The sequence below is a fragment of the Bathymodiolus japonicus methanotrophic gill symbiont genome (assembly GCF_019721995.1).
Lineage (GTDB): Bacteria > Pseudomonadota > Gammaproteobacteria > Methylococcales > Methylomonadaceae > Methyloprofundus.
The window spans coordinates 1-23,073 of record NZ_BLYC01000013.1 but is presented as its reverse complement, the minus strand read 5'-3'; the positions used below and the strand labels follow the sequence as shown (position 1 = coordinate 23,073).

The window sequence follows — 23,073 nt, the reverse complement described above, 5'->3', positions numbered from 1 at the left end:
ATTACTGTCCCCGAGCAGGATATTTCTGGCTATAGCATAGAGTTAAAATAGGAAAATGAATCTTTCTTGACCCTTAAGTTTAAGACTTAATTTATTTCTTGAAATTCCACTATTTATGGATTTATTCCATACCCATTTCCTGGTTGGTTATAATACTCAACCTGATCTTAACTACAAAAACATCTTATGGCTCACCCCGAATTATTTCTAAAGAAAAATGAAGATAAACGCCTACGCAAAGGGCACCTTTGGGTGTTCAGTAATGAGGTGGATATCCAGCGCAGTCCTTTAAATCAATTTGCCCCAGGCGATATGGTTAAAATTGTCGCAAGTAACGGCCAAATAATGGGTAGTGCCTATATAAATCCAGGCACCCTTGTCTGTGCCCGGCTATTATCAAAAAAGCCAAGTGCCAAACTAGGCGCTAAAATGTTCACTGCTCGTATTAGCCGCGCCCTAGCTTTACGTGAGCGTTTTTATGACAAATCATTTTACCGGCTCATCTTTGGTGAAAGTGATGGCCTACCTGGTCTGGTTATCGACCGGTTTGGGGATGTTCTATCAGTACAAATAACCACAGCTGGAATAGAGCGGCAAAAAGAGCCACTGGTCAAAGTTTTAATTGAGCTATTACAACCACAAGCTATTTTACTGAAAAATGACAACCCACAACGGGAGTTAGAGGGCCTGTCTACAGAGTCTGTTTGCATTTATGGAGAAATACCTGAGCAGCTAATTATTGAAGAAAATAACGCACAATTTAAAATTGACATTGTTGCAGGACAAAAAACCGGCTGGTTTTATGATCATCGCAGTAGCCGCGCTCTGTTAGCCCCGCTAGCAAAAGATAAAACTGTATTAGACTTATTTTCGTACACCGGAGGCTGGGGAATTCCGGCTGCATTACACAACGCTCAACAGGTGACCTGTGTTGATGCCTCAGCTGGTGCGATTAAATTAGCTGAACACAATGCACATTTGAATCAAGTAAGCGACAACATGCAATTTATACAAAGCGATGTGTTTGACTATTTAAAGCAAGCCCGTCTGGAAAAGCGGCGCTTTGATATCGTTATTTTAGATCCTCCGGCTTTAATCAAACGCAAGAAAGACTTTAAAACTGGTTATGAAGCCTACCGCAGGCTTAACCATCTTGCATTACAAGTATTAGCAAAAGACGGTATTTTAGTGTCAGCATCCTGCTCCTACCATTTAAGCAAGGCGAATTTACACGAGATATTACGCTCTTCAGCACGACATATAGATCGAAATTTAACCATAGTCGCTACCGGTGGGCAGGCAGCTGATCACCCAATTCATCCGGCAATCTCGGAAACAGAATATTTAACAAGCTATTTTTGTGCTGTTTCTGAAAGCCTGTAACTCCAGGCGCGCCATGCTACCTCACGAAATTCTGGGACTCCTGTCACCAACATTCATTCGCCTACGCAGCGAACGGGAGATGCCCTGGTCGCCCTGCGTCCGTCTCAACTACGCACAAAACCCTGCTCCGTTAAGACTACCTCAAATGGCTGGACGGCTATTCGGAATGCAATTCTTGCCTCCCTCGCGCGCTACTAGCGCACTTCGGATCAGCGAATTGCCCTGTCGCCTACCAGGGACTAAAAATCATCACTCCGCTTAGGCTCCGTTTCCCTGATTTTAAGCGGATGTTCAAGTTTTTGATATTGAGAAGGTAAAATCAGGTATTCTGAGGTTGTTGTAATTTTATCGGTGTAAGCCCATGTTAATGAATGCCCCAGCCACCTTTATCCAAAGCTATATTGACGATTTAAATGATGCGCTCAATCAGCTAAAACCCGGAGCCGCTTTGACACGGATTCAAGCCGCTTGGTTGGGCACTTGTTTAACGTGCATACTGCTAATGAACTCTGTTTGCTGGGCTAAGTTTGAGCGAGCAAGCCTTGGAGATTGCAAAGTAGCCGCATTATCCTGGGTGTTTCGTAAAGCAAGTATACCCTGGGACTGGTTGCTACGGGTGAGTGTGGTCTTAATTTTAAAACGTTATGGCATTACTGAAGGTGTGTTGGCCTTTGATGAATCAGACCGAGCACGATCTAAGTCTACAAAACGTATTTATAACTCGATGTTCAAGTTTTTCCATCCCATTGCCATCAAACTCTTACCTTCACCCAGCAGAACAATACTTTAATGATGGTGTTGGCTCTAAGCGCCCTAAATCTCTGCCAATCATATGTTTTCCTGATGGCATCAGTTGAAACACATCCTTTATTAATTCACCTAACTCTTTCAGCTTATCACCAGGATCTGGAAACTCTAGCAATGACGTGATGAACTCAAGCAGTACATCCATTTGAGACTTGCGCTGTAAGCTTCCTACGGTATACGCAGGTAGTTTGCTTTCAATGCGGGCTATTTGCTCTGGGTGAAGGAGAAGGCAATGGTCAAACAAAAGACTCAGAATCAGGCCACGGCTTGATCCCTCTTCATCTAATTGTTTGGCCTCACGCCCCCATCCTTCATAAAGCTTCCAGTCCTCAAAGAAAACCTCAATCAGCCATCTCAACGTATAGGCTTGAATAATATCTTGTGTGCGCCAAGTCAGGTCTGTCGCCACTAAATAGCGATAGTCGTTTTCACCGTCATATTTTAACTCGATGTTCAAGTTTTTTAACTGATTGATTTTATTGATAATTTTACTGACAAAGAAAGCATCAACATCATTGTAAATCAATCACTTATAAAACAAAGCCGGAAAAATTTACTTTTCTTAGCCCAGTTATAGCTGAAAACTTGAACATCGAGTTTAAGGCAATGACAAAGCGTTTTTTACTGTGAGAACTCACCTTTAATCGTGCACTGCTGACAGTCACTTTAATCTCTTTGCCGCCACGTACGCGTATTATCTGATCAATGCCTTTGTTAATCGAATTAAAGTAGCTCTCGACTGACCTTATTCTACCTCTATATTCAATATTTTGGTTTTTACGTAATTGGCTAATCACCTGCGAGCCTCCAGATTCTTTAGCGGCTTCGTCCATAAAGGCTTTTTCACCATACAGCGCATCAAGCCAGTACGCCTTTAATTTTAATCAGGCTATGCGCAACTTTAAACTCTTTTAATAAGCCTAATGCAATCTCTGTTTTGGTCGGGTAGGCACTGTCACGTTCAGGCTTAATAGGCCGATCTTTTTTTGCTATACCGCTCTTTTTCAACCGTTTATCTTCTTTATCCCACTGCTTTAAGGCTGGATCCGGCATATAAAAGAAAAAACCGACAGGCACTGTAATGGATGAGGTAACTAGCAGCAATAATACTATCGTTTGTCCATTAACATACCCGCCGGAGCCTTTGTGTTTCTGCTTGTAAACCTTATAAATACGTTTTGTAGACTTAGATCGTGCTCGGTCTGATTCATCAAAGGCCAACACACCTTCAGTAATGCCATAACGTTTTAAAATTAAGACCACACTCACCCGTAGCAACCAGTCCCAGGGTATACTTGCTTTACGAAACACCCAGGATAATGCGGCTACTTTGCAATCTCCAAGGCTTGCTCGCTCAAACTTAGCCCAGCAAACAGAGTTCATTAGCAGTATGCACGTTAAACAAGTGCCCAACCAAGCGGCTTGAATCCGTGTCAAAGCGGCTCCGGGTTTTAGCTGATTGAGCGCATCATTTAAATCGTCAATATAGCTTTGGATAAAGGTGGCTGGGGCATTCATTAACATGGGATTACACCGATAAAATTACAACAACCTCAGAATACCTGATTTTACCTTCTCAATATCAAAAACTTGAACATCGAGTATAAGGTTTACAAGCAGAAACACAAAGGCTCCGGCGGGTATGTTAATGGACAAACGATAGTATTATTGCTGCTAGTTACCTCATCCATTACAGTGCCTGTCGGTTTTTTCTTTTATATGCCGGATCCAGCCTTAAAGCAGTGGGATAAAGAAGATAAACGGTTGAAAAAGAGCGGTATAGCAAAAAAAGATCGGCCTATTAAGCCTGAACGTGACAGTGCCTACCCGACCAAAACAGAGATTGCATTAGGCTTATTAAAAGACCTGAATTCAAGTCATAAGTACATAACCCAATAAATTTTTCATATCTATCCCAGTCAGCTCTTCAAATACCTCATAAGGTGTTTTGTAATTGAGACACTTTATTAGGGCGACTATTTAGCTTATCAACGGCTATAAAAACCTCTTTTATCGTAACATCAATCAACTCCATTACTTTAGGGAAATACTGTCTTAATAAGCCATTAGCATTCTCATTTTGCCCTCTTTCCCAAGAGCTGTATGGAGTCGAAAAATACGTATCACAACCTAGTGCTTCTGCTATTTTTTCATGCAGGGTAAACTCTTTCCCGTTATAAAAAGTAATTGTTTTAACAAAGCTTTTTATAGGATCAAGCATTAAAATAGTTGCGTCTAATACATATTGAGCCTTTTTCCCCGCTAAAGGGAAGGCCAACCGTAATTTAGAGACTCGCTCATCCAACGTTACAATCGCCCCTTTGTGATTTTTCCCAATGATTGTATCTGCCTCCCAATCACCTATACGCTTACGGTTGTTGACCTCTTCAGGACGCTCATCTATATCGACTCTATTAGGGATTCCTGTCCTATTATGGGCTGACCCATACCGCTTGCGATAGGTTTTGTTCTGATGCCGAAGATGCTTGTATAGTTCACCCCCTGCCTTTTTGTCCGCCAGAATATGCTGGTAGATTGTTTCATGATGAAGACTAATTATACCCTCTTGTTTTAACCGCCCTGCAATCTGCTCAGGACTCCAGTCATCCTCAATGCGAACATTAACAATGCCTTTTATTTCATCCGTTAATTTAACCTCTTTAGGCTTGTTTTTGTGTCGTTCTTGGGCAAAATCTTCTGCTTGTTTATGCCTGTAGCCTCTTTGACCTGTATTGCGTTTAATCTCGCGTGAAATATTGCTTTGGCTTCGTTCTAAGGCTTCTGCTATTTTATTCTGTGAAGTTCCCTTTTTTAATTCAATTTCTATATAATATCTTTCTTCAGGACATAGGTGTGTATAGCTCATTTGTAGCCTCTGTAAATTGTTTGGTAGCTGTTTACTTTACACCTATGTCTTGTCTTAATTCAACAGGTGTTAGTCTAGCCAATACTTGCAGAGGGTTATGCACTTATTATACGAATTCAGGTACTTTAATTCGATTAACAAAGGCATTGATCAGATAATACGTGTACGTGGCGGAAAAGAGATTAAAGTGACTGTCAGCAGTGCACGATTAAAGGTGAGTTCTCACAGTAAAAAACGCTTTGTCATTGCCTTAAAATATGACGGTGAAAACGACTATCGCTATTTAGTGGCGACAGACCTGACTTGGCGCACACAAGATATTATTCAAGCCTATACGTTGAGATGGCTGGTTGAGGTTTTCTTTGAGGACTGGAAGCTTTATGAGCGCAAGTCTCAAATGGATGTACTGCTTGAGTTCATCACGTCATTGCTAGAGTTTCCAGATCCTGGTGATAAGCTGAAAGAGTTAGGTGAATTAATAAAGCAGGCGCGCCATGCTACCTCACGAAATTCCGGGACTCCTGTCGCCGTAATTCGTTCACCTACGCAGCGAATAGGAGATGCTCCAGCCGCCCTGCGTCCGCCACAGACTGAGCACAAAGCAGCTCAGTCATGGCTACCACAAATGGCTCTACGGCTATTCGGGATAAAATTTTAGCCTCCCTCGCGCGCTATCGCGCACTTCGGATTGGCAAATTTCCCTGCGCCTTCTGGAGACTATCAGCCCGTCCGGGGCTGACAGCGTATGATTGGCAGAGATTTAGGGCGCTTAGCCCATCTTCGTCACTATTGATGATGTAGTTGTTATAAATCAATTGGTTGAAATTTTAAAAAGTAGCCAGTTGGCACTACAGATTTTGTGTTTTTGTATAAAACGTTGGATTTTTTAGAGTATTTTTGTCGCATGTAAATTACACTCAAATAATGATGATTTTTTTGACAAAAGTCACAATGAATTTATCGACAAAAATAATATAAATGGCACTACAAAACTTTCAAAAAAAACACCATGGATTTTAAAGAGAATTTTTCGACAAAAAATCGCTAAACCGATGATCATGGCTTAAAAGAGAAAGTGACGAGATGGGTCAGGCGCCCATGCTACCTCACAAATTCGGGACTCCTGTCGCCGTAATTCGTTCACCTACGCAGCGAATAGGAGATGCTCCAGCCGCCCTGCGTCCGCCACAGACTGAGCACAAAGCAGCTCAGTCATGGCTACCACAAATGGCTCTACGGCTATTCGGGATAAAATTTTAGCCTCCCTCGCGCGCTATCGCGCACTTCGGATTGGCAAATTTCCCTGCGCCTTCTGGAGACTATCAGCCCGTCCGGGGCTGACAGCGTAAGATAATCAATGCCTTGCGATAGCAGTGTTTCAGCGTGAAGATGGTAGCTCTGCTGTTCAAATGCCTCAAGCATACTTGTTCGTCTATGCGACTTCAGTGATTTAAAATACGTTGAGTGGGGAAGCAGCTGGCCATAAATCTGTTCATTGGTTTGGAGGAAATGGCGACCACTATCGACTACACTGATACAGCGTAATAACCCAAGGCGAATAAAGTCGATATCCTTCAACTCTGGGCATGAACGAGCCCACAAAGGATGACGCTCTGCTAACTATAATGATCCCCAAAAACTAGACCAGCATTTAAGATAGAATCTTGCCCTCAAAACTGAGGATTAAGAAATGACCATAAATCGTAAGAAGCATAGTACGCAAACCAAAGTAAAAGTGTTATTAGACGTACTAAAAGGGGAAAAGACAAGATTGGGGAGTCGCTATTTTTGCGAAAGCTTGTTTTGGGCATCCCAGCCCAAGCAAGCAGCAAAAACTTAACGCGACCACTTATGCCTCCGGCGGCCCCGATTCGTCCTCGTCACCTCGTCCCGACCCAACAAGGGGTCGGAACATAGGCTCCAAATGACTTGACGCCGTGTCGGATGGCCTTTTATTTTGTCTCCACCTTCGCTAACGCTCAGACTCCGACAAAATAACGGCCCTACGGCTATCGCGGACTAAAAATCATCACTTCGCTTAGGCTCCGTTTCCCTGATTTTCAGCGGCTGAAATTACCGCGAAATATGGTATTCATGCAACACAAATCAACAATTGGAAAAAAGCTGTATTAGAGGTTATTCCTGAAGCATTCTCGACTAAAAGGAAACAACAGGATAATGACCAGCAGGCTTTAGTTGACGATCTGTACAAGCAGATAGGGCAACTGAAAGTAGAGAATGATTTTCTAAAAAAAATCTATGACTCTTCCACTTGCGACTCGAAAAATGTGGATAGAGCCAGGTCATTCAGAGTTAAGTATCAGAAAGCAGTGTTGCTTGTTGAGCATCAACAGGTCAAGTTTATATTACCGACCCGTTGGCATAGATGACTATACCCTGATGCTGATGCATGAATTGGATAAACAATATACCGAAACACCCTTTTACGGTGTCTTGAAAATGACGGAGCATTTGAGATCTCAAGGGCACCAGGTCAATCCGAAGCGAGTGAGACGGTTACTAAGGCAGATGGGGCTGGAAGCGGTATATCCAAAGCCAAGACTAAGTCATGGCAACTCAGAGCATAAGATCTATCCTTATTTACTGAGAAACCTGCAGATCGAGCGATGCAATCAGGTCTGGAGTACGGATATTACCTACATCCGCATGAAGCATGGTTTTGTCTATCTGATGGCCATTATTGACTGGCATAGCCGATATGTACTTAATTGGGCGTTAAGTACGACAATGGACGCAGACTTTTGCATAGCAGCCCTTAATGAAACACTAAGTTCATCACAGTGTGAAATCTTTAATACGGGCCAGGGAAGTCAATTCACAACGAATCGATTTACAGGGCCCTTATTGGAGAAAGGAATCCGTGTTAGCATGGATGGCAGATGCCGCGCATTGGATAATATTTTTGTTGAACGATTGTGGCGATCAGTCAAGTATGAAAAGGTCTATCTGAATGACTTTCAGACAGTGAATGAAGCATATTTAGGGCTGAAAGACTATTTTGAATTTTACAATCACAGGCGAATTCATCAGTCCTTGGACTATCGAACGCCAGCGGAGGTTTATTATAAAAAAAACGGTCTATACGTGAGAGTCCCTGCAGGCGGACTCCATGTGGACAAAGAGTAGTATCAAAACGCCTGCGGCGCAATAATAACAAATTATTAATATAAAAAGGGAAGGGCTATCTTAACTATTTAATAAATTGGTCTGGACAATAGGGAGTATTATAATTTTTAGAAAAATTTTTTCGGTAAATGCAAGCTTTATTTGAAATTATTTGTTGTTTTTTTACGGTGCCTACAGAGTGTCTATTTGCTGTTATAAGTGATTAAAATCAAAAAGATGGAAATATTCGAGTGGTGCTACCTTCAGGTAGGTTATAGGCTGCTTTGTTTAGGTACTTCTTCTTTCAATGGGAACACTGATGTTAATCATACAAAAATATGAGCAATAAAAAATCATTACAACAGGACACTCAGATTTCAAATGGCGCTATTATGCTTGGAACAGGTCTTGCCCTTGCGTCCTTTATCGTACTTCCAGCTGTAGCCGCACGCTTTGGCATAGGCTCCAGTCTTACTGGCGCCATGCGCATTGCATTGATGAAAGCATCAGCTAAAGTCTGTAATAACCACAACTCAGGAAATGGTCTAACTCGCACAGAAACTTGCCTTCCTGGTGCCGATTGTAATTAATCGCTCCTCCGATTTAGCAGCTAATTGCTGCAAACTACCCAAAAAACCTCTACTTTTTTGCTTAAATTCTGGTATAGTCTGCGCTCAAAGCGCAACTCAACCTTACTAAATAACAGTTATATTTTTATGCTGTTTGCAAGGTTTTTTGTGATTTTCAGTTTTAAACACCATTACAATTTATACTTATGGCTGACCAAAAAAAATCATGCGATTTATGCGGGCTCCCTGTAGAAATTCAGGGCTTTAGCCTGCCAACAAAAGAAGGCAAAAAAGAATTTTGCTGTGAAGGCTGTCAAGGCATCTATCAAATGCTTAACGAAGATAATCTGCTCCCTGTCGAAGCCGATAAATAACTATTAATTCACATTTTACAGGACTTAAAATATGGCTCACAATCATGGTAAAAAAGCGGCTGTCTCCACAATGAAGCATGCACAACATATTGCTCACCACGGACTAGCCAGGCATGAAGTTTCAAATACATTAATTAAAGGTGCTGTTATGTCAGCAGGCGCACAAACAGGAAAAACTATTATGAGTAAAATTACGAAACATCCTCTGCTTTTAATCGGTATCGGTGTGGTCGCAGGCTACTATGCCCACAAGTACAGAAAAGAAATCATTTCTTCAGTCACTTCAGTGGGAGACAAAGGTAAGGACTTTGTCTTACAGCAAAAAGAGAACCTTGAAGATATGGTTGCAGAATCTAAAGAAGATCAAGAATAAATCTTCCCTTGCAAAACTGATTATTACAGAAACTGAAGATAGGGCGGTGCTTCTACGCCACGCCCTATGACTAGGGATTACCATACAAACGATGCCGAAGCATAGCATCCGTCTCATATTGCTTTAACTTTTCCACAATCACTCCAATTTCTCGTATTACTACCTCCATGTCTATACAAAAAGAAATTACCCTACGCTATAAATCATCCGGTCATGTAAGATTCCAGATCCCGGAACGTTTATGTAGCGATGAAGTCGCTAGTTTCATTGCAAATGCAATCAATAATTTTGATGGTGTGTATCGGGTTAATTTATTCAGAAATAAACAAAAACTCTCGATACGTTACACCGAAGAAAATCTTACGCGGCAAGAGTTAGTACAGCAACTTATCCAATTGCTCACCGGCCTGGAGAAAAAAGGTTTCTTCAAGCCTAAACCTGATACAGCAAAAACCAGTCGCTTATCAAGCAAACTTAAATTTCCCAACTGGAAAGGCACCGACTGGGCGAAAGATAAATACACTGAAACCAAAGAAACAGCGAAAGCGATCAGTATTTTGGCAAAACTAGGGCTGAAAAAAAAAACCGAAATTCTCACTAATCCCGAAAAAACCCTGATTACCTTTTTTAATGATGTTCTCGTGTTGTTTTTAATTAAGGTACACTGGAAATTAATCAGCAAAAAATGGATCTTGGCGCCACTGAAGTATCGTTATCAATGGCTGACCATTTTTTACCTGATGTTTTTATTTATTCGATCAAAAACCCCTAAAAGTAAATAACGCACTCGTTTTATATGACTTCCGCATTTCAGCCCAAAAATTTTAAGCTCGTTCATGAACTAAAAAACCGTATCCGGATTTTAGTTCCTATTCTGGAAAAAGATCCGGAACGAACTTATATTTTTGAAATTATTTTAAAAAAGCGCCCTGAAATAAAAACCATTAAATCCATTCCGGAAATTGGCTCGGTAACGCTGTACTTTGATCATCAAAGCTTACCTAAAGAAAATCTCCTGACCATACTAGACATGGTACTAGGCAATATAGGCAATAAAAAAATCAGCCTGCCTAACCAGGGTATAGTTGAAGACACCAGCATTCCCATACAGGATATTAGCTTATCTATTGAAGGCATGAGTTGTGCTTCTTGCGCACTATTACTGGAGATGTCCTTAAAACGAGATCCGCGCGTACATAGCGCCACCGTCAACTTTGCCTCGGCAATAGCCACAGCAAATGGGCGCTTATCACGCCAGGAGATGGCCGAAATTATCCAAAAAGTGGGTTATAACGCCAATTTAATGGACACGCTATCTCAGCGTCAGGAGCTTATAAGAAAGGAGCACCAGCGCCTGGCCAGCGCTAAAAAACGATTTATCTGGGCCAGCGTCCTTAGCGCACCGGTTGTTGCAATCGGCATGGCTATGCCTGCGGGGCGTATTTTTCACTGGATTCAATTTGCACTCACAACACCCGTGGTTTTTGCCGCAGGTGGAACATTTTTTAGCAAAGCCTGGCTACTGGCAAAAATAGGCAAGGCCAATATGGATAGTCTGATCGCTATCGGTGTTGGCTCGGCTTATGGCTATAGCATACCCTCGCTGTTAAGAGGCAGAGGGCATCTGTATTTTGAAGCAGCAGCAAGTATTATTTCCTTTGTTCTGCTGGGGCGCTATATGGAAGAGAACGCCAAGGGAAAAGCCGGAGAAGCAATTAGAAAACTGGTTGATTTACAACCCCAAACCGCCACTCTACTAAAAGACGGCAGGGAAATCACCATCGGTATTGATGATATAGAACTAGGTGATGCCTTGTTAGTGCGCCCTGGCGAAAAAATCCCCACCGATGGCGAGGTGATTGAAGGAATATCAACGGTTGATGAAGCCATGGTCACCGGCGAAAGTATTCCAGTTATTAAGGAACCCGGACATAAGGTTGTAGGCGGCTGTGTCAATGGCATGGGCCTGCTTACCATAAAGGCAACCGCCATAGGTATGGATACCGTGCTTGCCGGTATAATTCATATGGTCGATCATGCTCAGGCATCCAAATTGCCTGTACAAAAAATGGTCGATAAAATTTCTGCAGTATTTGTACCCAGCGTTATGGGGATTTCAGCGCTAACCTTTGCATCCTGGACTATTGCCGGCGCACCTTTTAGCTTTGCTTTTAGCAGTGCGGTGACCGTATTACTCATTGCTTGCCCCTGTGCATTAGGGCTAGCTACTCCGACCGCCATTATGGTCGGCACCGGCCAGTCAGCTAAGCGCGGTGTATTTATCCGTAATGGTGAAAGCCTGGAAACAGCAACCCATTTAACCGCAATTATCTTTGATAAAACCGGCACGATTACCGAAGGCAAGCCAGTGGTCACTGATTTTATTAATATCAGCCAGCTGGATAACGAAATGCTACTTACGCATATTGCCTCTGCCGAACATAATTCCGAGCACTTTCTGGCGCAAGCGATTGTTAACTATGCTCAGGCGGAACATAGTTTTGACTTTAAACCGGTTAAAGATTTCAAGGTCACTGCCGGTCGTGGCTTAAAAACAAAAGTAGGCCGCTACCAGGTACTAATTGGTAATCAAGCCTGGCTGGAAGAGCACAATATTGATATTGCTGAGTTATTGCCTCTGGCACATGATCTCGGGCTAAAGGGAAAAACACCGGTGTTTACCGCATTTAATGGTAAAGCCACAGCAATATTTGGTATTGCTGATCAACCCAGAGAATCCGCCAAACAAGCCATTGCGGCACTGAATCAGCTCAATATCGAAACCCTGATGGTCACCGGGGACACCACTGAAACAGCAGAACATATCGCGGAACTGGTGGGTATAAAAAACATTATCGCTCATGCAACTCCCGAACAGAAACTTCTGGAAATACGCACCCTGCAAGATGAAGGCGGCCTGGTCGGCATGATAGGCGATGGCATTAATGATGCCCCTGCTCTGGCAGCAGCAAATGTTGGCTTTGCCATCGGCCATGGAACCGATATTGCCATTGAGTCAGCTGACCTAACCCTGGTGAATGGTGATATTTCCAAGGTTGCTGAAACAGTAGAACTCAGCACCTATACCATGAAAATCATCAAACAAAACCTATTCTGGGCATTTGGCTACAATACTGTCGCTATCCCAATTGCAGCAATTGGCAAGCTGAACCCGATGATAGCTTCCGCTGCGATGGCATTAAGCTCAGTCTCGGTGATCGTCAACTCTCTACGCATCAACGGGAAATAATGTGAGCGAATTTTTTGCTAACCTGGATTACACGGTTTACACGCTGGCTTTATTAACCGGTTTTTTTGGCAGTGGCCATTGTGCAGGAATGTGTGGCGCACTAGTTGCTGGTTTCTTTATGAAAACCGAGAAAAAAAGTGTCTGGCCCTATATCGCCTACCACTTTGCGCGCATTAGCATGTATTTTATCGTCGGCATTAGCGCGGCTCTGCTCGGTGTTGCACTGGTTTCGACCGGTATCCTGGGCCATATTCAGGGTATTCTGCAAGTGCTGATCGGTTTCTTCGTAATTGTGCTGGCTCTGGGTATCGTGGGACTTTCACCGTGGCAGTTTTCGATGAAATATATGCCTACCAAAGTACTCAATAAAATCTTTATGTCTACAGCCCGGCGCGGCTCTGTACTAGGAGCAAGCATGGGCGGCATGCTAAATGGACTGATGCCCTGCCCGCTTACCTTTGCCATGGCAATCAATGCGACCTCCGCACCCAGCCCTGTCGAAGGCGGATTAATGATGCTGGCTTTAGGCGTTGGTACTTTGCCTACCATGCTTGTGGTAACTTTCGCCTTTGGTAAACTGGGAACCGGAGCGCGCGGCCTAATGCTTAAAGTTGCAGCTGTGCTAATGATCGTTATGGGCGCAAATACCATGTATAACGGCTTAAGATTTCTTGCTTCAGACACCGGCTTTACAGAAATGATGCACCATATGCAGTCTATGGAATTAATGAGCATAGAAAATCAGCCACAACCAGAGACAGGCACGGAAATGGATCATTCTCTGCATAATATGCCTTAATATTTGCAATGAAACTCACGCCTAAAGATCTAATAGTTTTACATCAGGCAGCCGATGTATTAGAAAACCCCAGCTTTAGCTCAAAAATCACTAAAACGGTAGGCGGTGCCGTAGAAAAAACCATTGCGATTCTTCCCGCACAGGTTGCACTGTCATTAAATGACATTACCCGCACCGCTTTGGAAAAATCCCTGGAAGGCGCTATTTTTACCTTGAATTCCCGTAAAAGCAGCATCCCCTTTACTAAGACCCACAAATTTTTCGCCGGCTTAAGTGGTGCGTTGGGTGGCGCTTTTGGACTCAGTGCTATCACTGTAGAGCTGCCTATCTCAACCACCATAATGCTGCGCTCCATTGCCGATATTGCCCGTTTCTATGGTGAAAACCTGAGTCATGGCAATACTAAAATGGCCTGCCTGGAGGTGTTTGCCTTAAGCGATACGACCAAGCACGGCTCAGAAACTGGATACTATGCTATTCGTTCAATCCTCGCCAAGGGACTCGCCGATGCGTCAGCACAACTAGGCACGCCAGTCATCAGCAAGGAAAGCGCGCCGATCGTCAGCAAAGCCATCAATCAAATAGCAGCACGCTTTAGTATTCCGGTTTCCGAGAAATTAGCTGCCCAGTCTATTCCGGTGATTGGCGCTATAGGAGGTGCCACGATTAATCTATTGTTTATTAGCTATTTTCAGGACCTGGCTCATGCTCACTTCTCATTGCGCAGACTGGAGCGCAACTACACGCCAGAAATAGTAGAATTAAATTATCAAAAGTACCTTGCACAGCAAGACTAGACTGTTCTTTTAACCTAGCATAACAATAAAAAAACCTACGTAAGCACACAAAACTCAGTATTTCATACTGCTTTTGTAGTATCATTATCAGCCGCGTAAAAAATACCCCTACCCTAAGATGAAGATAGGTCCCTACCAATTACAAAATAATCTTATTTTGGCTCCTATGGCAGGTATTACCGATCGCCCGTTCAGAAATTTATGTAAGCGCTATGGTGCGGGGCTTGCTGTGTCGGAAATGGTCGCGTCAAACCCTGCGCTACGTAAACATAAGCGCACCTTGTTAAAAGCCGATCATACTGGCGAAACTGGCCTGCGTTCAGTACAAATTCTAGGCACCAACCCCAAGCAAATGGCAGCAGCGGCACAGTTTAATGCGCAGCGTGGCGCACAAATTATCGATATAAATATGGGCTGTCCAGCTAAAAAAGTCTGTTCGGTAGCCGCAGGATCGGCATTATTACGCGATGAAAACCTAGTCAGCGATATTCTGCAGCAGGTCGTTCAGGCAGTTAATATCCCGGTAACCCTGAAAATTCGTACCGGCTGGGATAAAGACAATCGAAATGCGGTCAACATAGCCCGGGTAGCAGAGCAATCCGGCATAGCTGCTTTAACCGTTCATGGCCGTACCCGCGCTTGCGCTTTTAAGGGGGCTGCAGAGTATGACACCATTAAAGCAGTAAAAAGCGCTGTTGCCATTCCGGTCATCGCTAACGGCGATATAGACTCGGTAGAAAAAGCGAAATACGTGCTGGATTATACTTCGGCCGATGCCATTATGATTGGCCGTGCTGCACAGGGACGACCCTGGTTTTTTCAGGAAATCCAGCATTATCTGCAAACCGGTGAACAGATGGTTCAAACTGATATAGCTAAAATAAAAGATATATTAATGCATCATCTGCAAGAACTATATCTGTTTTATGGCGCACTGAATGGTGTTAGAATAGGTCGCAAACATATCGGCTGGTATTTCGATCATCTAGGCTCACTACCAGCCGCGATAAAACAACCGATTTACCAGACAAATTCCCCTGAGAATCAGCTATCACTTGTTAGTTCAGCATTTGATCTGTTCAATAATACGCTGCCATTGAGACCTGCAAGCATCGAAATAAAGTATTGATACCAATGACCATTGCTAATAATCAAACGCCCATCACCTTGTCTGCTCAGGTAAAAACAGCGGTTAATCAATACCTGGCTTCACTGGATGGTCATCAGACGACTAACCTGCATGCACTGGTACTCACTGAAGTTGAAAAGCCACTACTCGAAGCGACGCTGCAGTATTCAGGCTATAACCAGACTAAAACCGCACAAATTCTTGGTATTAGCCGTAGCACTTTACGCAAAAAGCTTGCCTTATACGGCCTATCCTAACCTCCCTTTATCTTTAGAGATTTTCATGAAAAAAAAAGTTAATCGCGCGTTAATCAGCGTTTCTAACAAAACCGGTGTACTTGATTTTTGCCGCGAACTCGACCAACTCGGTATTGAATTATTATCCACCGGCGGCACGGCCAGATTATTAGCCGAAAATAACATTAATGTTACCGAAGTCTCTGACTACACTGGCTTTCCAGAGATGATGGGTGGCCGTGTCAAAACCTTGCACCCAAAAATACATGGAGGCATCCTGGGGCGTCGTGGTGTCGACGATCAGGTGATGGCAGACAGCGGTATCAAACCCATTGATATGGTAGTTGTCAATCTCTACCCTTTTGAAGAAACCGTTGCCCGGCCTGACTGTGATTTAGCAACCGCTATTGAAAATATCGATATAGGCGGACCTAGCATGATACGTGGTGCAGCTAAGAATCATAAGGATGTCACGATTGTCGTTGATCCAGCCGATTATGCAGCAATCTTAAATGAGCTACGCGATAATGACCGGCAGTTAGCACGGCAGACCCGTTTTAATCTTGCGTTAAAAAGCTTTGAGCACACGGCAAACTACGACACAGCTATCTCACTTTATTTAGCGAAAGTAAACCAGCAGGAATTTCCCGCAACGCTGAACCTACAATTTAACAAAATTCAAAGCATGCGTTATGGTGAAAACCCGCATCAGAATGCAGCATTCTACAAGGAAAAATCACCCATATCAGGCACGATTGCAGCGGCAAAGCAACTGCAAGGTAAAGAGCTGTCCTATAATAATATCGCTGATACCGATGCCGCACTAGAGTGCGTTAAGTCATTTGAAGACAAGCCCACTTGCGTAATTGTCAAACACGCAAATCCCTGTGGTGTCGCACAGGCAGACTCCATTCTGGATGCTTATGACCTGGCCTATGCTACAGACCCTACTTCATCTTTTGGCGGCATCATTGCCTTTAACCGTGAGCTAGATGAAGCCACTGCCACCGAGATTATTAAGCGTCAGTTTGTTGAAGTCATTATTGCGCCGACGATCAGTCCTGCTGCACTGCAAGTGCTCTCTGCAAAACAAAATGTGCGGGTGCTGGAATGTGGTTTATGGAATAGCGGCAACGAACCTGGCCTCGACTATAAACGTGTATCAGGCGGCTTGCTTGTACAGGACAAGGACCACGGCATGATCAGCGCCGCTGAAGTTAAAGTCGTCAGCAAGCGCGCGCCGACCGAACAGGAATTAAGCGACTTACTATTTGCCTGGAAAGTCGCCAAATTTGTTAAATCCAATGCTATCGTCTACTGTAAAGGTGGACGTACGATCGGAGTGGGTGCCGGACAAATGAGCCGAGTTTATTCTGCTAGAATTGCAGGCATAAAAGCAGCTGATGAAGGCTTAACAGTACCTGGCTCAGTGATGGCTTCAGATGCTTTTTTCCCCTTTAGAGATGGCCTGGATGCTGCTGCCGAAGCGGGTATTACCGCAGTGATTCAGCCAGGTGGTTCGATGCGCGATAATGAAGTGATAGATGCCGCGAATGAGCATAATATCGCCATGGTATTTACCGGCATGCGCCATTTTAAACATTAAATAACGCCATATCATTACCCTGTAGTGCGTGGCTTTAGCCCGCTAATCACTAAAGAATGGCGAGCTAAAGCCACGCACTACAGGTTGAAATTCTTATCTAAAAACCTCTCGTATCTTTATGAAAATTCTTATAGTCGGTGGTGGCGGTCGTGAGCATGCCCTAGCCTGGAAAGCCAGTCAATCTCCTAAAGTCGCGAGGGTATATGTTGCCCCTGGTAATGCTGGAACAGCGTTAGAATCCAGGCTTACAAATATAGACCTACAAGTTGAAGATATCACTGGCTTACTGAACTTTGCGCAACAGGAAAAAATCGGCTTAACTATTATTGGCCCTGAAGTACCACTGGTTGCAGGCATAGTCGATGCCTTTCAGGCAGCTGGATTAAAGTGCTTTGGCCCTAGTGCAAAAGCGGCACAACTTGAAGGCTCGAAAAAATTCTGCAAAGACTTTATGGCACGGCATAATATTCCTACAGCAGAATACCAGACATTTACAGAGACCAAAGCAGCCATAGACTATATCCGCAGCAAAGGCGCCCCCATCGTGGTTAAAGCCGATGGCTTAGCCGCAGGCAAAGGCGTTATCGTTGCCCAAAGCGAAGCTGAAGCGATTGTGGCAGTGGAAGATATGCTGTCTGGCAATAGCTTTGGGGAAGCGGGTAGCCGCGTGGTTATTGAAGAATTTCTCAGCGGAGAAGAAGCCAGCTTTATCGTAATAGCCGATGGCAAGCAGGCTCTGCCCATGGCCAGTTCGCAAGATCATAAAGCGCGCGACAATGGCGATAAAGGGCCTAACACAGGTGGTATGGGTGCCTACTCCCCTGCCCCAATTGTCACTGCTGAAATTCATCAGCGGGTGATGGATGAAGTGATTAACCCAACCTTAAAAGGCATGGCCGATGATGGTATGCCCTATACCGGCTTTTTATACGCCGGCTTAATGATTAAGCCGAATGGTGAGCTAAAAGTTCTGGAATACAACTGCCGCTTTGGCGACCCGGAAACACAACCGATTATGATGCGCCTGAAAAGTGATCTGGTGGAACTATGTGAAGCAGCGCTGGCTCAGCACCTGGCCAATATCAGTACCGAATGGGACGAACGCAGTGCCCTGGGTGTCGTATTAGCCGCCGGAGGCTATCCAGACAAATACCCTAAAGGAGATATAATCAGCGGCTTACCCAAAATACAAACCAGTGACAGCAAGGTCTTTCATGCTGGTACCCGCTTAGTCGACGGCAATGTTGTTACTGCAGGTGGCCGCGTTTTATGTGCCTGTGCACTTGGTGATAATATCCAGCAGGCACAGGAAAAAGCCTACCAGTTAACGTCCAAAATCTGCTGGAATAAAGTCTATTACCGCACCGATATCGGCTTTAAAGCCCTAAAGTAATCATCAGTGTTCCCCTATCAATTGAGGCCGTGAAACTAACCTCGCCACAAGAGAGCTCATAAAGCACTGTAAAGACATTCCTGTTATTATTGCGTTTTGAACTGCCCGAATGGTATACGGGCTGATACGAGATATTCTTGCCTGGAAAAATAATGGATTCACAAAACGATCTCGTTTTTGGGCCTGTTGCTGCCTAATCTCCAGAGCCTCGCTATATTTTTTATCCGATGGATGAATCAATTCTGGCTGTTGTATTTTTGAAATCTCTTCAAACACGCGCATTAAATTATAGCTCATTGCAGTCAGGCGCATTTGATTTTCAAGTGAGCGGGTATTGGAAGACCAAGCTTTAGTTTCCTTGAAATTACTTTTAGTGTTATTGAATGTCTTTTCAATCGTCCATCGCTTGAAATACAGCATGGCAATGGTTCCAGGGTTAATAGTCATTGGCAAGGTTGTCACAAACCGGTGAAGTTTTCCGGTTTCTGGATCACGGTAATCCACCACGTTAAATTTGATGCCCTTGTTTTCGTACACACTGTATGCTTCAACCCCTGTATTGATCTCATGGCGGGAGTCAAAAGGGATAGACTCAACCAGAGTCGCAATTGAATTTTCTTTTAGCATTGAAATCATGTAATTAGCATGTCGTTTCTGCCGATCCCACCAGACAAAGTCGGTGACGGCTTTATCGTAGACATAGAGATGTTTCTGAGAGCTGTTATTTCCCTTGTTTTGCTTTTCAATATGATCTCGTAACACAGGTATTTCTTGATGCCTCTGAGTTCCGTTTGTCACCAGACAAAGAAATCTGAGCAACCCACTTCTGAGATTCAACGCGTAAATCCCCCCCGGCCGCATAAACTTTCCCCTTGCTGTTTTTTTCAGTATGGCAGGCATGATCAATAAAATGTCCATCCGCTGCTTCTTTGGGGAGTCGCTATTTTTGCGAAAGCTTGTTTTGGGCATCCCAGCCCAAGCAAGCAGCAAAAACTTAACGCGACCACTTATGCTTCCGGCGGCCCCGATTCGTCCTCGTCACCTCGTCCCGACCCAACAAGGGGTCGGAACATAGGCTCCAAATGACTTGACGCCGTGTCGGATGGCTTTTTATTTTGTCTCCACCTTCGCTAACGCTCAGACTCCGACAAAATAACGGCCCTACGGCTATCGCGGACTAAAAATCATCACTTCGCTTAGGCTCCGTTTCCCTGATTTTCAGCGATGGTGTATTCGTCAAGTTCAGGGAATGCTTTAAGATAATCAATGCCTTGCGACAGCAGTGTTTCAGAGTGAAGATGATAGCTCTGCTGTTCAAATGCCTCAAGCATACTTGTTCGTCTATGCGACTTCAGTGATTTAAAAGTAACTACTCAGCGTACGCTTAAAATCAGGGAAACGGAGCCTAAGCGGAGTGATGATTTTTAGTCTCTGGTAGGCGACAGGGCAATTCGCTGATCCGAAGTGCGCTAGTAGCGCGCGAGGGAGGCAAGAATTGCATTCCGAATAGCCGTCCAGCCATTTGAGGTAGACTTAACTGAGCAGGGTTTTGTGCGTAGTTGAGTAGTTGAGACGGACGCAGGGCGACCAGGGCATCTCCCATTCGCTGCGTAGGCGAATGAATGTTGGTGACAGGAGTCCCAGAATGTTGTGAGGTAGCATGGCGCGCCTGAATAATTAAAAAAGTTCTTGACACTCGATGTTCAAGTTTTTTAACTGATTGATTTTATTGATAATTTTACTGACAAAGAAAGCATCAACATCATTGTAAATCAATCACCTATAAAACAAAGCCGGAAAAATTTACTTTTCTTAGCCCAGTTATAGCTGAAAACTTGAACATCGAGTGACAGGGTTTTAGTCTGGTTTTTGTGATTTTTAGTAAACTGCCCAACAGTCGATTAATCCACGCTTTATTGCTTCTATCGCTATAGTCATCACAAAATGTCCCCTTAAACATCTACGACCTCGAAGAACTTTTTTATTCGCCTTACAATCGCTTAAAACAAGGAAAATTCGGGATTTAAAACCCATGAGATAATAAGCCTGTCCTTAAAGCAATACAGGTTACCCTTTGAAAATAGACTTCATCGATGTTGATTCCGCAATCAGTCATGCCAAACAGTTACTTGAAACTGAGCGTGATATATCGCCTGCGCTAAAATCAGCACTGGAAGTGATTCTATTATTAGTCACGGTATTACTCAATCGAGTGACACTGAACAGCAAAAATAGCAGTAAACCACCTGCAAGTGATCCCAACCGTAAAAAAGGGAATCGAAAAAAATCAGATAAGCCTTCTGGCGGACAAAAATCGCATGTCGGCACGACACTTCAAAAAATAGATGACTCGGATGAAATCGAGATCATTACCATTGATCGCCGTACCTTGCCAAAAGGGCGATACACGGCAGATGGCTTTGAAACACGCCAGGTATTCGATATTGATATCTCAAGGGTAGTGACAGAATACCAGGCGCAACGGTTGATAAATGGAAAAGGGTCAGTGTTTTATCGCTCCTTTTCCAGATGAGGTTACTAAGGCTGCGCAATATGGTAATGGGATAAAAGCCCATGTGGTTTATCTTTCGCAATATCAGTTATTGCCCTACAACCGAATACAGGAGTATTTCGCTGATCAATTAGGTATGCCGATTAGTGAAGGCTCTATCTATAATTTCAATGAACTGGCCTATGAGAAGTTGGCTGGGTTTGAAACTATCAGTAAAGAACACTTAGTCGAATCAGCGTGCATTCATGCGGATGAAACAGGCATTAATATTAATGGTAAGCGCCATTGGCTACATGGGGCCTCCAATGTTCAGTGGACACACTTCTTTCCCCATGCCAAACGTGGCACAGAGGCAATGAATGACATTGGTATTTTACCCCATTTTCATGGGATTTTATGTCATGATCATTGGAAGCCCTACTATAAATATGATTGTACTCATTCGCTTTGTAATGCACATCATTTGAGGGAATTAACGCGCGCCTGGGAGCAGGATAAACAGGAGTGGGCGCTTGAAATGAAACGACTACTTGAAAAAATGAATGATGCCGTCAATGAAGCAGGTGGCATGCTACTACATAAAGAAGCAGAAAAATGGAAGGTACAATACAGAGAATTACTTGGCAAAGCGGAGATCGAATGCCCACCACCCGATAAGCCTAAACAGGCGCGCCATGCTACCTCACGAAATTCCGGGACTCCTGTCGCCGTAATTCGTTCACCTACGCAGCGAATAGGAGATGCTCCAGCCGCCCTGCGTCCGCCACAGACTGAGCACAAAGCAGCTCAGTCATGGCTACCACAAATGGCTCTACGGCTATTCGGGATAAAATTTTAGCCTCCCTCGCGCGCTATCGCGCACTTCGGATTGGCAAATTTCCCTGCGCCTTCTGGAGACTATCAGCCCGTCCGGGGCTGACAGCGTACGCACAAAAGCCGCTTCGTCATTACTACCTCACTGGCTGGACGGCTATTCGGAATGCAATTCTTGCTCCTCTCGCGTGCTGCTAGCACACGTCGAATCAGCGAATTGCCCTGTCGCCTATCAGGGACTAAAAATCACCACTTCGCTAAGCTCCGTTTCCATGATTTTCAGCGTTTGAAATTATTTGTTGTTTTTTTACGGTGCCTACAGAGTGTCTATTTGCTGTTATAAGTGATTAAAATCAAAAAGATGGAAATATTCGAGTGGTGCTACCTTCAGGTAGGTTATAGGCTGCTTTCGCTGTCAGCCCCGGACGGGCTGATAGTCTCCAGAAGGCGCAGGGAAATTTGCCAATCCGAAGTGCGCGATAGCGCGCGAGGGAGGGCTAAAATTTTATCCCGAATAGCCGTAGAGCCATTTGTGGTAGCCATGACTGAGCTGCTTTGTGCTCAAGTCTGTGGCGGACGCAGGGCGGCTGGGGCATCTCCTATTCGCTGCGTCGGGGAGTCGCTATTTTTGCGAAAGCTTGTTTTGGGCATCCCAGCCCAAGCAAGCAGCAAAAACTTAACGCGACCACTTATGCCTCCGGCGGCCCCGATTCGTCCTCGTCACCTTGTCCCGACCCAACAAGGGGTCGGAACATAGGCTCCAAATGACTTGACGCCGTGTCGGATGGCCTTTTATTTTGTCTCCACCTTCGCTAACGCTCAGACTCCGACAAAACAACGGCCCTACGGCTATCGCGGACTAAAAATCTTCACTTCGCTAAAGCTCCGTTTCCAGGATTTTCAGCGTAGGTGAACGAATTACGGCGACAGGAGTCCCGGAATTTCGTGAGGTAGCATGGCGCGCCTGGTTTAGGTACTTCTTCTTTCAATGGGAACACTGATGATTCTGTACGTAATTTTCATGTCTTCAAAGTCCGCTC

The 23,073-nt window shown here is 44.2% G+C and carries 29 protein-coding genes and 3 pseudogenes; 23 read left to right on the top strand and 9 right to left on the bottom strand.

The window, feature by feature from the left end:
* Nucleotides 1-186 precede the first annotated feature (186 nt).
* From K6984_RS16485 to K6984_RS16475, 3 genes are all read left to right on the top strand, one after another.
* Nucleotides 187-1,383, top strand: a complete 1,197-nt coding sequence (locus tag K6984_RS16485; RefSeq protein ID WP_221896518.1) for a class I SAM-dependent rRNA methyltransferase — start codon at nucleotides 187-189, stop codon at nucleotides 1,381-1,383.
* A 79-nt stretch (nucleotides 1,384-1,462) separates the two neighbouring features.
* Nucleotides 1,463-1,645 (top strand): hypothetical protein, encoded by a 183-nt coding sequence (locus K6984_RS16480; protein WP_221896517.1) that lies wholly within the window; start codon nucleotides 1,463-1,465, stop codon nucleotides 1,643-1,645.
* Nucleotides 1,646-1,744: 99 nt separating this feature from the next.
* Nucleotides 1,745-2,173, top strand: coding sequence for a hypothetical protein (locus K6984_RS16475; RefSeq protein ID WP_221896516.1), 429 nt, complete (start codon nucleotides 1,745-1,747; stop codon nucleotides 2,171-2,173).
* Here the strand turns inward: K6984_RS16475 and K6984_RS16470 are convergent.
* From K6984_RS16470 to K6984_RS16460, 3 genes are read right to left on the bottom strand one after another with little or no spacing between them, the layout of a single operon-like run.
* Nucleotides 2,150-2,716, bottom strand: coding sequence for a hypothetical protein (locus tag K6984_RS16470; RefSeq protein WP_230988136.1), 567 nt, complete (start codon nucleotides 2,714-2,716; stop codon nucleotides 2,150-2,152). The genes K6984_RS16475 and K6984_RS16470 overlap by 24 nt on opposite strands.
* Nucleotides 2,717-2,720: 4 nt before the next feature.
* Nucleotides 2,721-3,023, bottom strand: coding sequence for a hypothetical protein (locus K6984_RS16465; protein ID WP_221896515.1), 303 nt, complete (start codon nucleotides 3,021-3,023; stop codon nucleotides 2,721-2,723).
* A 25-nt stretch (nucleotides 3,024-3,048) separates the two neighbouring features.
* A complete protein-coding gene (locus K6984_RS16460) occupies nucleotides 3,049-3,714 on the bottom strand; it encodes a transposase (RefSeq protein ID WP_221895037.1) in 666 nt (221 codons plus the stop codon).
* A gap of 66 nt (nucleotides 3,715-3,780) precedes the next feature.
* On the opposite strand from K6984_RS16460, the gene K6984_RS16455 reads away from it, so the two are divergent.
* Nucleotides 3,781-4,089: a hypothetical protein gene (locus tag K6984_RS16455; RefSeq protein WP_221896514.1), complete on the top strand. Its 309-nt coding sequence runs from the start codon at nucleotides 3,781-3,783 to the stop codon at nucleotides 4,087-4,089.
* On the opposite strand, the pseudogene K6984_RS16450 reads toward K6984_RS16455, so the two are convergent.
* Nucleotides 4,063-5,056: pseudogene (locus K6984_RS16450) on the bottom strand (IS30 family transposase). The gene K6984_RS16455 and the pseudogene K6984_RS16450 overlap by 27 nt on opposite strands.
* A gap of 97 nt (nucleotides 5,057-5,153) precedes the next feature.
* Here K6984_RS16450 and K6984_RS16445 point away from each other — a divergent pair.
* Both K6984_RS16445 and K6984_RS16440 read left to right on the top strand, forming a co-directional pair.
* Nucleotides 5,154-5,714, top strand: coding sequence for a hypothetical protein (locus K6984_RS16445; protein WP_221896512.1), 561 nt, complete (start codon nucleotides 5,154-5,156; stop codon nucleotides 5,712-5,714).
* On the top strand, nucleotides 5,669-5,857 hold the full coding sequence (locus tag K6984_RS16440; RefSeq protein WP_221896511.1) for a hypothetical protein: 189 nt from the start codon (nucleotides 5,669-5,671) through the stop codon (nucleotides 5,855-5,857). Before K6984_RS16445 ends, K6984_RS16440 begins: the two co-directional genes overlap by 46 nt.
* A 438-nt stretch (nucleotides 5,858-6,295) precedes the next feature.
* Here the strand turns inward: K6984_RS16440 and K6984_RS16435 are convergent, their stop codons facing one another.
* Nucleotides 6,296-6,658, bottom strand: a complete 363-nt coding sequence (locus K6984_RS16435; RefSeq protein WP_221896510.1) for a hypothetical protein — start codon at nucleotides 6,656-6,658, stop codon at nucleotides 6,296-6,298.
* A gap of 186 nt (nucleotides 6,659-6,844) precedes the next feature.
* On the opposite strand from K6984_RS16435, the gene K6984_RS33915 reads away from it, so the two are divergent.
* The 12 genes and pseudogenes from K6984_RS33915 (at nucleotide 6,845) to purD (ending at nucleotide 18,708) form a co-directional block, all read left to right on the top strand.
* A complete protein-coding gene (locus tag K6984_RS33915) occupies nucleotides 6,845-6,973 on the top strand; it encodes a hypothetical protein (RefSeq protein WP_263458596.1) in 129 nt (42 codons plus the stop codon).
* Between the two features lie 152 nt (nucleotides 6,974-7,125).
* Nucleotides 7,126-8,203 (top strand): annotated as a pseudogene (locus K6984_RS16430) (IS3 family transposase); the annotation flags it as partial.
* A gap of 754 nt (nucleotides 8,204-8,957) precedes the next feature.
* A complete protein-coding gene (locus K6984_RS16425) occupies nucleotides 8,958-9,125 on the top strand; it encodes a heavy metal translocating P-type ATPase metal-binding domain-containing protein (RefSeq protein ID WP_221896508.1) in 168 nt (55 codons plus the stop codon).
* A gap of 70 nt (nucleotides 9,126-9,195) precedes the next feature.
* Complete coding sequence (locus K6984_RS31255) at nucleotides 9,196-9,498, top strand: hypothetical protein (protein WP_230988135.1); 303 nt, start codon at nucleotides 9,196-9,198, stop codon at nucleotides 9,496-9,498.
* Nucleotides 9,499-9,665: 167 nt separating this feature from the next.
* Nucleotides 9,666-10,280, top strand: a complete 615-nt coding sequence (locus K6984_RS16415; RefSeq protein ID WP_221896507.1) for a hypothetical protein — start codon at nucleotides 9,666-9,668, stop codon at nucleotides 10,278-10,280.
* Between the two features lie 14 nt (nucleotides 10,281-10,294).
* Nucleotides 10,295-12,748: a heavy metal translocating P-type ATPase gene (locus tag K6984_RS16410; RefSeq protein WP_221896506.1), complete on the top strand. Its 2,454-nt coding sequence runs from the start codon at nucleotides 10,295-10,297 to the stop codon at nucleotides 12,746-12,748.
* 1 nt (nucleotide 12,749) lies between these two features.
* A complete protein-coding gene (locus K6984_RS16405; protein ID WP_230988134.1) occupies nucleotides 12,750-13,547 on the top strand; it encodes a sulfite exporter TauE/SafE family protein in 798 nt (265 codons plus the stop codon).
* Between the two features lie 8 nt (nucleotides 13,548-13,555).
* Complete coding sequence (locus K6984_RS16400) at nucleotides 13,556-14,344, top strand: EcsC family protein (RefSeq protein ID WP_221896505.1); 789 nt, start codon at nucleotides 13,556-13,558, stop codon at nucleotides 14,342-14,344.
* 118 nt (nucleotides 14,345-14,462) lie between these two features.
* Nucleotides 14,463-15,473: a tRNA dihydrouridine synthase DusB gene (gene dusB, locus K6984_RS16395; RefSeq protein WP_221896504.1), complete on the top strand. Its 1,011-nt coding sequence runs from the start codon at nucleotides 14,463-14,465 to the stop codon at nucleotides 15,471-15,473.
* Between the two features lie 5 nt (nucleotides 15,474-15,478).
* Nucleotides 15,479-15,730 (top strand): helix-turn-helix domain-containing protein, encoded by a 252-nt coding sequence (locus K6984_RS16390; RefSeq protein WP_221896592.1) that lies wholly within the window; start codon nucleotides 15,479-15,481, stop codon nucleotides 15,728-15,730.
* 25 nt (nucleotides 15,731-15,755) lie between these two features.
* Nucleotides 15,756-17,315 (top strand): bifunctional phosphoribosylaminoimidazolecarboxamide formyltransferase/IMP cyclohydrolase, encoded by a 1,560-nt coding sequence (gene purH / locus K6984_RS16385; RefSeq protein WP_221896503.1) that lies wholly within the window; start codon nucleotides 15,756-15,758, stop codon nucleotides 17,313-17,315.
* Between the two features lie 118 nt (nucleotides 17,316-17,433).
* On the top strand, nucleotides 17,434-18,708 hold the full coding sequence (gene purD, locus K6984_RS16380; RefSeq protein ID WP_221896502.1) for a phosphoribosylamine--glycine ligase: 1,275 nt from the start codon (nucleotides 17,434-17,436) through the stop codon (nucleotides 18,706-18,708).
* 3 nt (nucleotides 18,709-18,711) lie between these two features.
* Here purD and K6984_RS16375 read toward each other — a convergent pair whose 3' ends face one another.
* Nucleotides 18,712-19,626, bottom strand: coding sequence for a transposase (locus K6984_RS16375; protein ID WP_221896501.1), 915 nt, complete (start codon nucleotides 19,624-19,626; stop codon nucleotides 18,712-18,714).
* A gap of 28 nt (nucleotides 19,627-19,654) precedes the next feature.
* On the opposite strand from K6984_RS16375, the gene K6984_RS33910 reads away from it, so the two are divergent.
* Complete coding sequence (locus K6984_RS33910) at nucleotides 19,655-19,783, top strand: hypothetical protein (protein WP_263458691.1); 129 nt, start codon at nucleotides 19,655-19,657, stop codon at nucleotides 19,781-19,783.
* A 121-nt stretch (nucleotides 19,784-19,904) separates the two neighbouring features.
* Here the strand turns inward: K6984_RS33910 and K6984_RS33905 are convergent, their stop codons facing one another.
* On the bottom strand, nucleotides 19,905-20,039 hold the full coding sequence (locus K6984_RS33905; protein ID WP_263458781.1) for a hypothetical protein: 135 nt from the start codon (nucleotides 20,037-20,039) through the stop codon (nucleotides 19,905-19,907).
* Nucleotides 20,040-20,113: 74 nt separating this feature from the next.
* Nucleotides 20,114-20,311, bottom strand: a complete 198-nt coding sequence (locus K6984_RS16370) for a hypothetical protein (protein ID WP_221894617.1) — start codon at nucleotides 20,309-20,311, stop codon at nucleotides 20,114-20,116.
* 471 nt (nucleotides 20,312-20,782) lie between these two features.
* Here K6984_RS16370 and tnpC point away from each other — a divergent pair.
* Nucleotides 20,783-21,878, top strand: a pseudogene (tnpC, locus tag K6984_RS31250) (IS66 family transposase); the annotation flags it as partial.
* 134 nt (nucleotides 21,879-22,012) lie between these two features.
* Nucleotides 22,013-22,231 carry a hypothetical protein gene (locus K6984_RS16355; protein WP_221896498.1) on the top strand — a complete coding sequence of 73 codons (219 nt, stop codon included), beginning with the start codon at nucleotides 22,013-22,015 and terminating at the stop codon, nucleotides 22,229-22,231.
* 198 nt (nucleotides 22,232-22,429) lie between these two features.
* Here the strand turns inward: K6984_RS16355 and K6984_RS16350 are convergent, their stop codons facing one another.
* Entirely contained in the window at nucleotides 22,430-22,576 is a 147-nt protein-coding gene (locus K6984_RS16350) for a hypothetical protein (RefSeq protein ID WP_221895996.1), read from the bottom strand.
* Here K6984_RS16350 and K6984_RS16345 point away from each other — a divergent pair.
* Nucleotides 22,566-22,790 carry a hypothetical protein gene (locus K6984_RS16345; RefSeq protein ID WP_221896497.1) on the top strand — a complete coding sequence of 75 codons (225 nt, stop codon included), beginning with the start codon at nucleotides 22,566-22,568 and terminating at the stop codon, nucleotides 22,788-22,790. The two genes, K6984_RS16350 and K6984_RS16345, sit on opposite strands and share 11 nt — an antisense overlap.
* Before the next feature lie 27 nt (nucleotides 22,791-22,817).
* Complete coding sequence (locus tag K6984_RS33900) at nucleotides 22,818-22,946, top strand: hypothetical protein (protein WP_263458727.1); 129 nt, start codon at nucleotides 22,818-22,820, stop codon at nucleotides 22,944-22,946.
* Nucleotides 22,947-23,073 lie beyond the last annotated feature (127 nt).

Coding starts and splice junctions, on each gene's coding strand:
- K6984_RS16485 (WP_221896518.1), top strand. CDS start 187: ATGGCTCACCCCGAATTATTTCTAAAGAAAAATGAAGATAAACGCCTA.
- K6984_RS16480 (WP_221896517.1), top strand. CDS start 1,463: ATGCCCTGGTCGCCCTGCGTCCGTCTCAACTACGCACAAAACCCTGCT.
- K6984_RS16475 (WP_221896516.1), top strand. CDS start 1,745: ATGTTAATGAATGCCCCAGCCACCTTTATCCAAAGCTATATTGACGAT.
- K6984_RS16465 (WP_221896515.1), bottom strand. CDS start 3,023: ATGGACGAAGCCGCTAAAGAATCTGGAGGCTCGCAGGTGATTAGCCAA.
- K6984_RS16460 (WP_221895037.1), bottom strand. CDS start 3,714: ATGTTAATGAATGCCCCAGCCACCTTTATCCAAAGCTATATTGACGAT.
- K6984_RS16445 (WP_221896512.1), top strand. CDS start 5,154: ATGCACTTATTATACGAATTCAGGTACTTTAATTCGATTAACAAAGGC.
- K6984_RS16440 (WP_221896511.1), top strand. CDS start 5,669: ATGGCTACCACAAATGGCTCTACGGCTATTCGGGATAAAATTTTAGCC.
- K6984_RS16425 (WP_221896508.1), top strand. CDS start 8,958: ATGGCTGACCAAAAAAAATCATGCGATTTATGCGGGCTCCCTGTAGAA.
- K6984_RS31255 (WP_230988135.1), top strand. CDS start 9,196: ATGAAGCATGCACAACATATTGCTCACCACGGACTAGCCAGGCATGAA.
- K6984_RS16415 (WP_221896507.1), top strand. CDS start 9,666: ATGTCTATACAAAAAGAAATTACCCTACGCTATAAATCATCCGGTCAT.
- K6984_RS16410 (WP_221896506.1), top strand. CDS start 10,295: ATGACTTCCGCATTTCAGCCCAAAAATTTTAAGCTCGTTCATGAACTA.
- K6984_RS16400 (WP_221896505.1), top strand. CDS start 13,556: ATGAAACTCACGCCTAAAGATCTAATAGTTTTACATCAGGCAGCCGAT.
- dusB (WP_221896504.1), top strand. CDS start 14,463: ATGAAGATAGGTCCCTACCAATTACAAAATAATCTTATTTTGGCTCCT.
- K6984_RS16390 (WP_221896592.1), top strand. CDS start 15,479: ATGACCATTGCTAATAATCAAACGCCCATCACCTTGTCTGCTCAGGTA.
- purH (WP_221896503.1), top strand. CDS start 15,756: ATGAAAAAAAAAGTTAATCGCGCGTTAATCAGCGTTTCTAACAAAACC.
- purD (WP_221896502.1), top strand. CDS start 17,434: ATGAAAATTCTTATAGTCGGTGGTGGCGGTCGTGAGCATGCCCTAGCC.
- K6984_RS16375 (WP_221896501.1), bottom strand. CDS start 19,626: ATGGACATTTTATTGATCATGCCTGCCATACTGAAAAAAACAGCAAGG.
- K6984_RS33905 (WP_263458781.1), bottom strand. CDS start 20,039: ATGCTTGAGGCATTTGAACAGCAGAGCTATCATCTTCACTCTGAAACA.
- K6984_RS16370 (WP_221894617.1), bottom strand. CDS start 20,311: ATGGGAGATGCCCTGGTCGCCCTGCGTCCGTCTCAACTACTCAACTAC.
- K6984_RS16355 (WP_221896498.1), top strand. CDS start 22,013: ATGGCTACCACAAATGGCTCTACGGCTATTCGGGATAAAATTTTAGCC.
- K6984_RS16350 (WP_221895996.1), bottom strand. CDS start 22,576: ATGGCTACCACAAATGGCTCTACGGCTATTCGGGATAAAATTTTAGCC.
- K6984_RS33900 (WP_263458727.1), top strand. CDS start 22,818: ATGGCCTTTTATTTTGTCTCCACCTTCGCTAACGCTCAGACTCCGACA.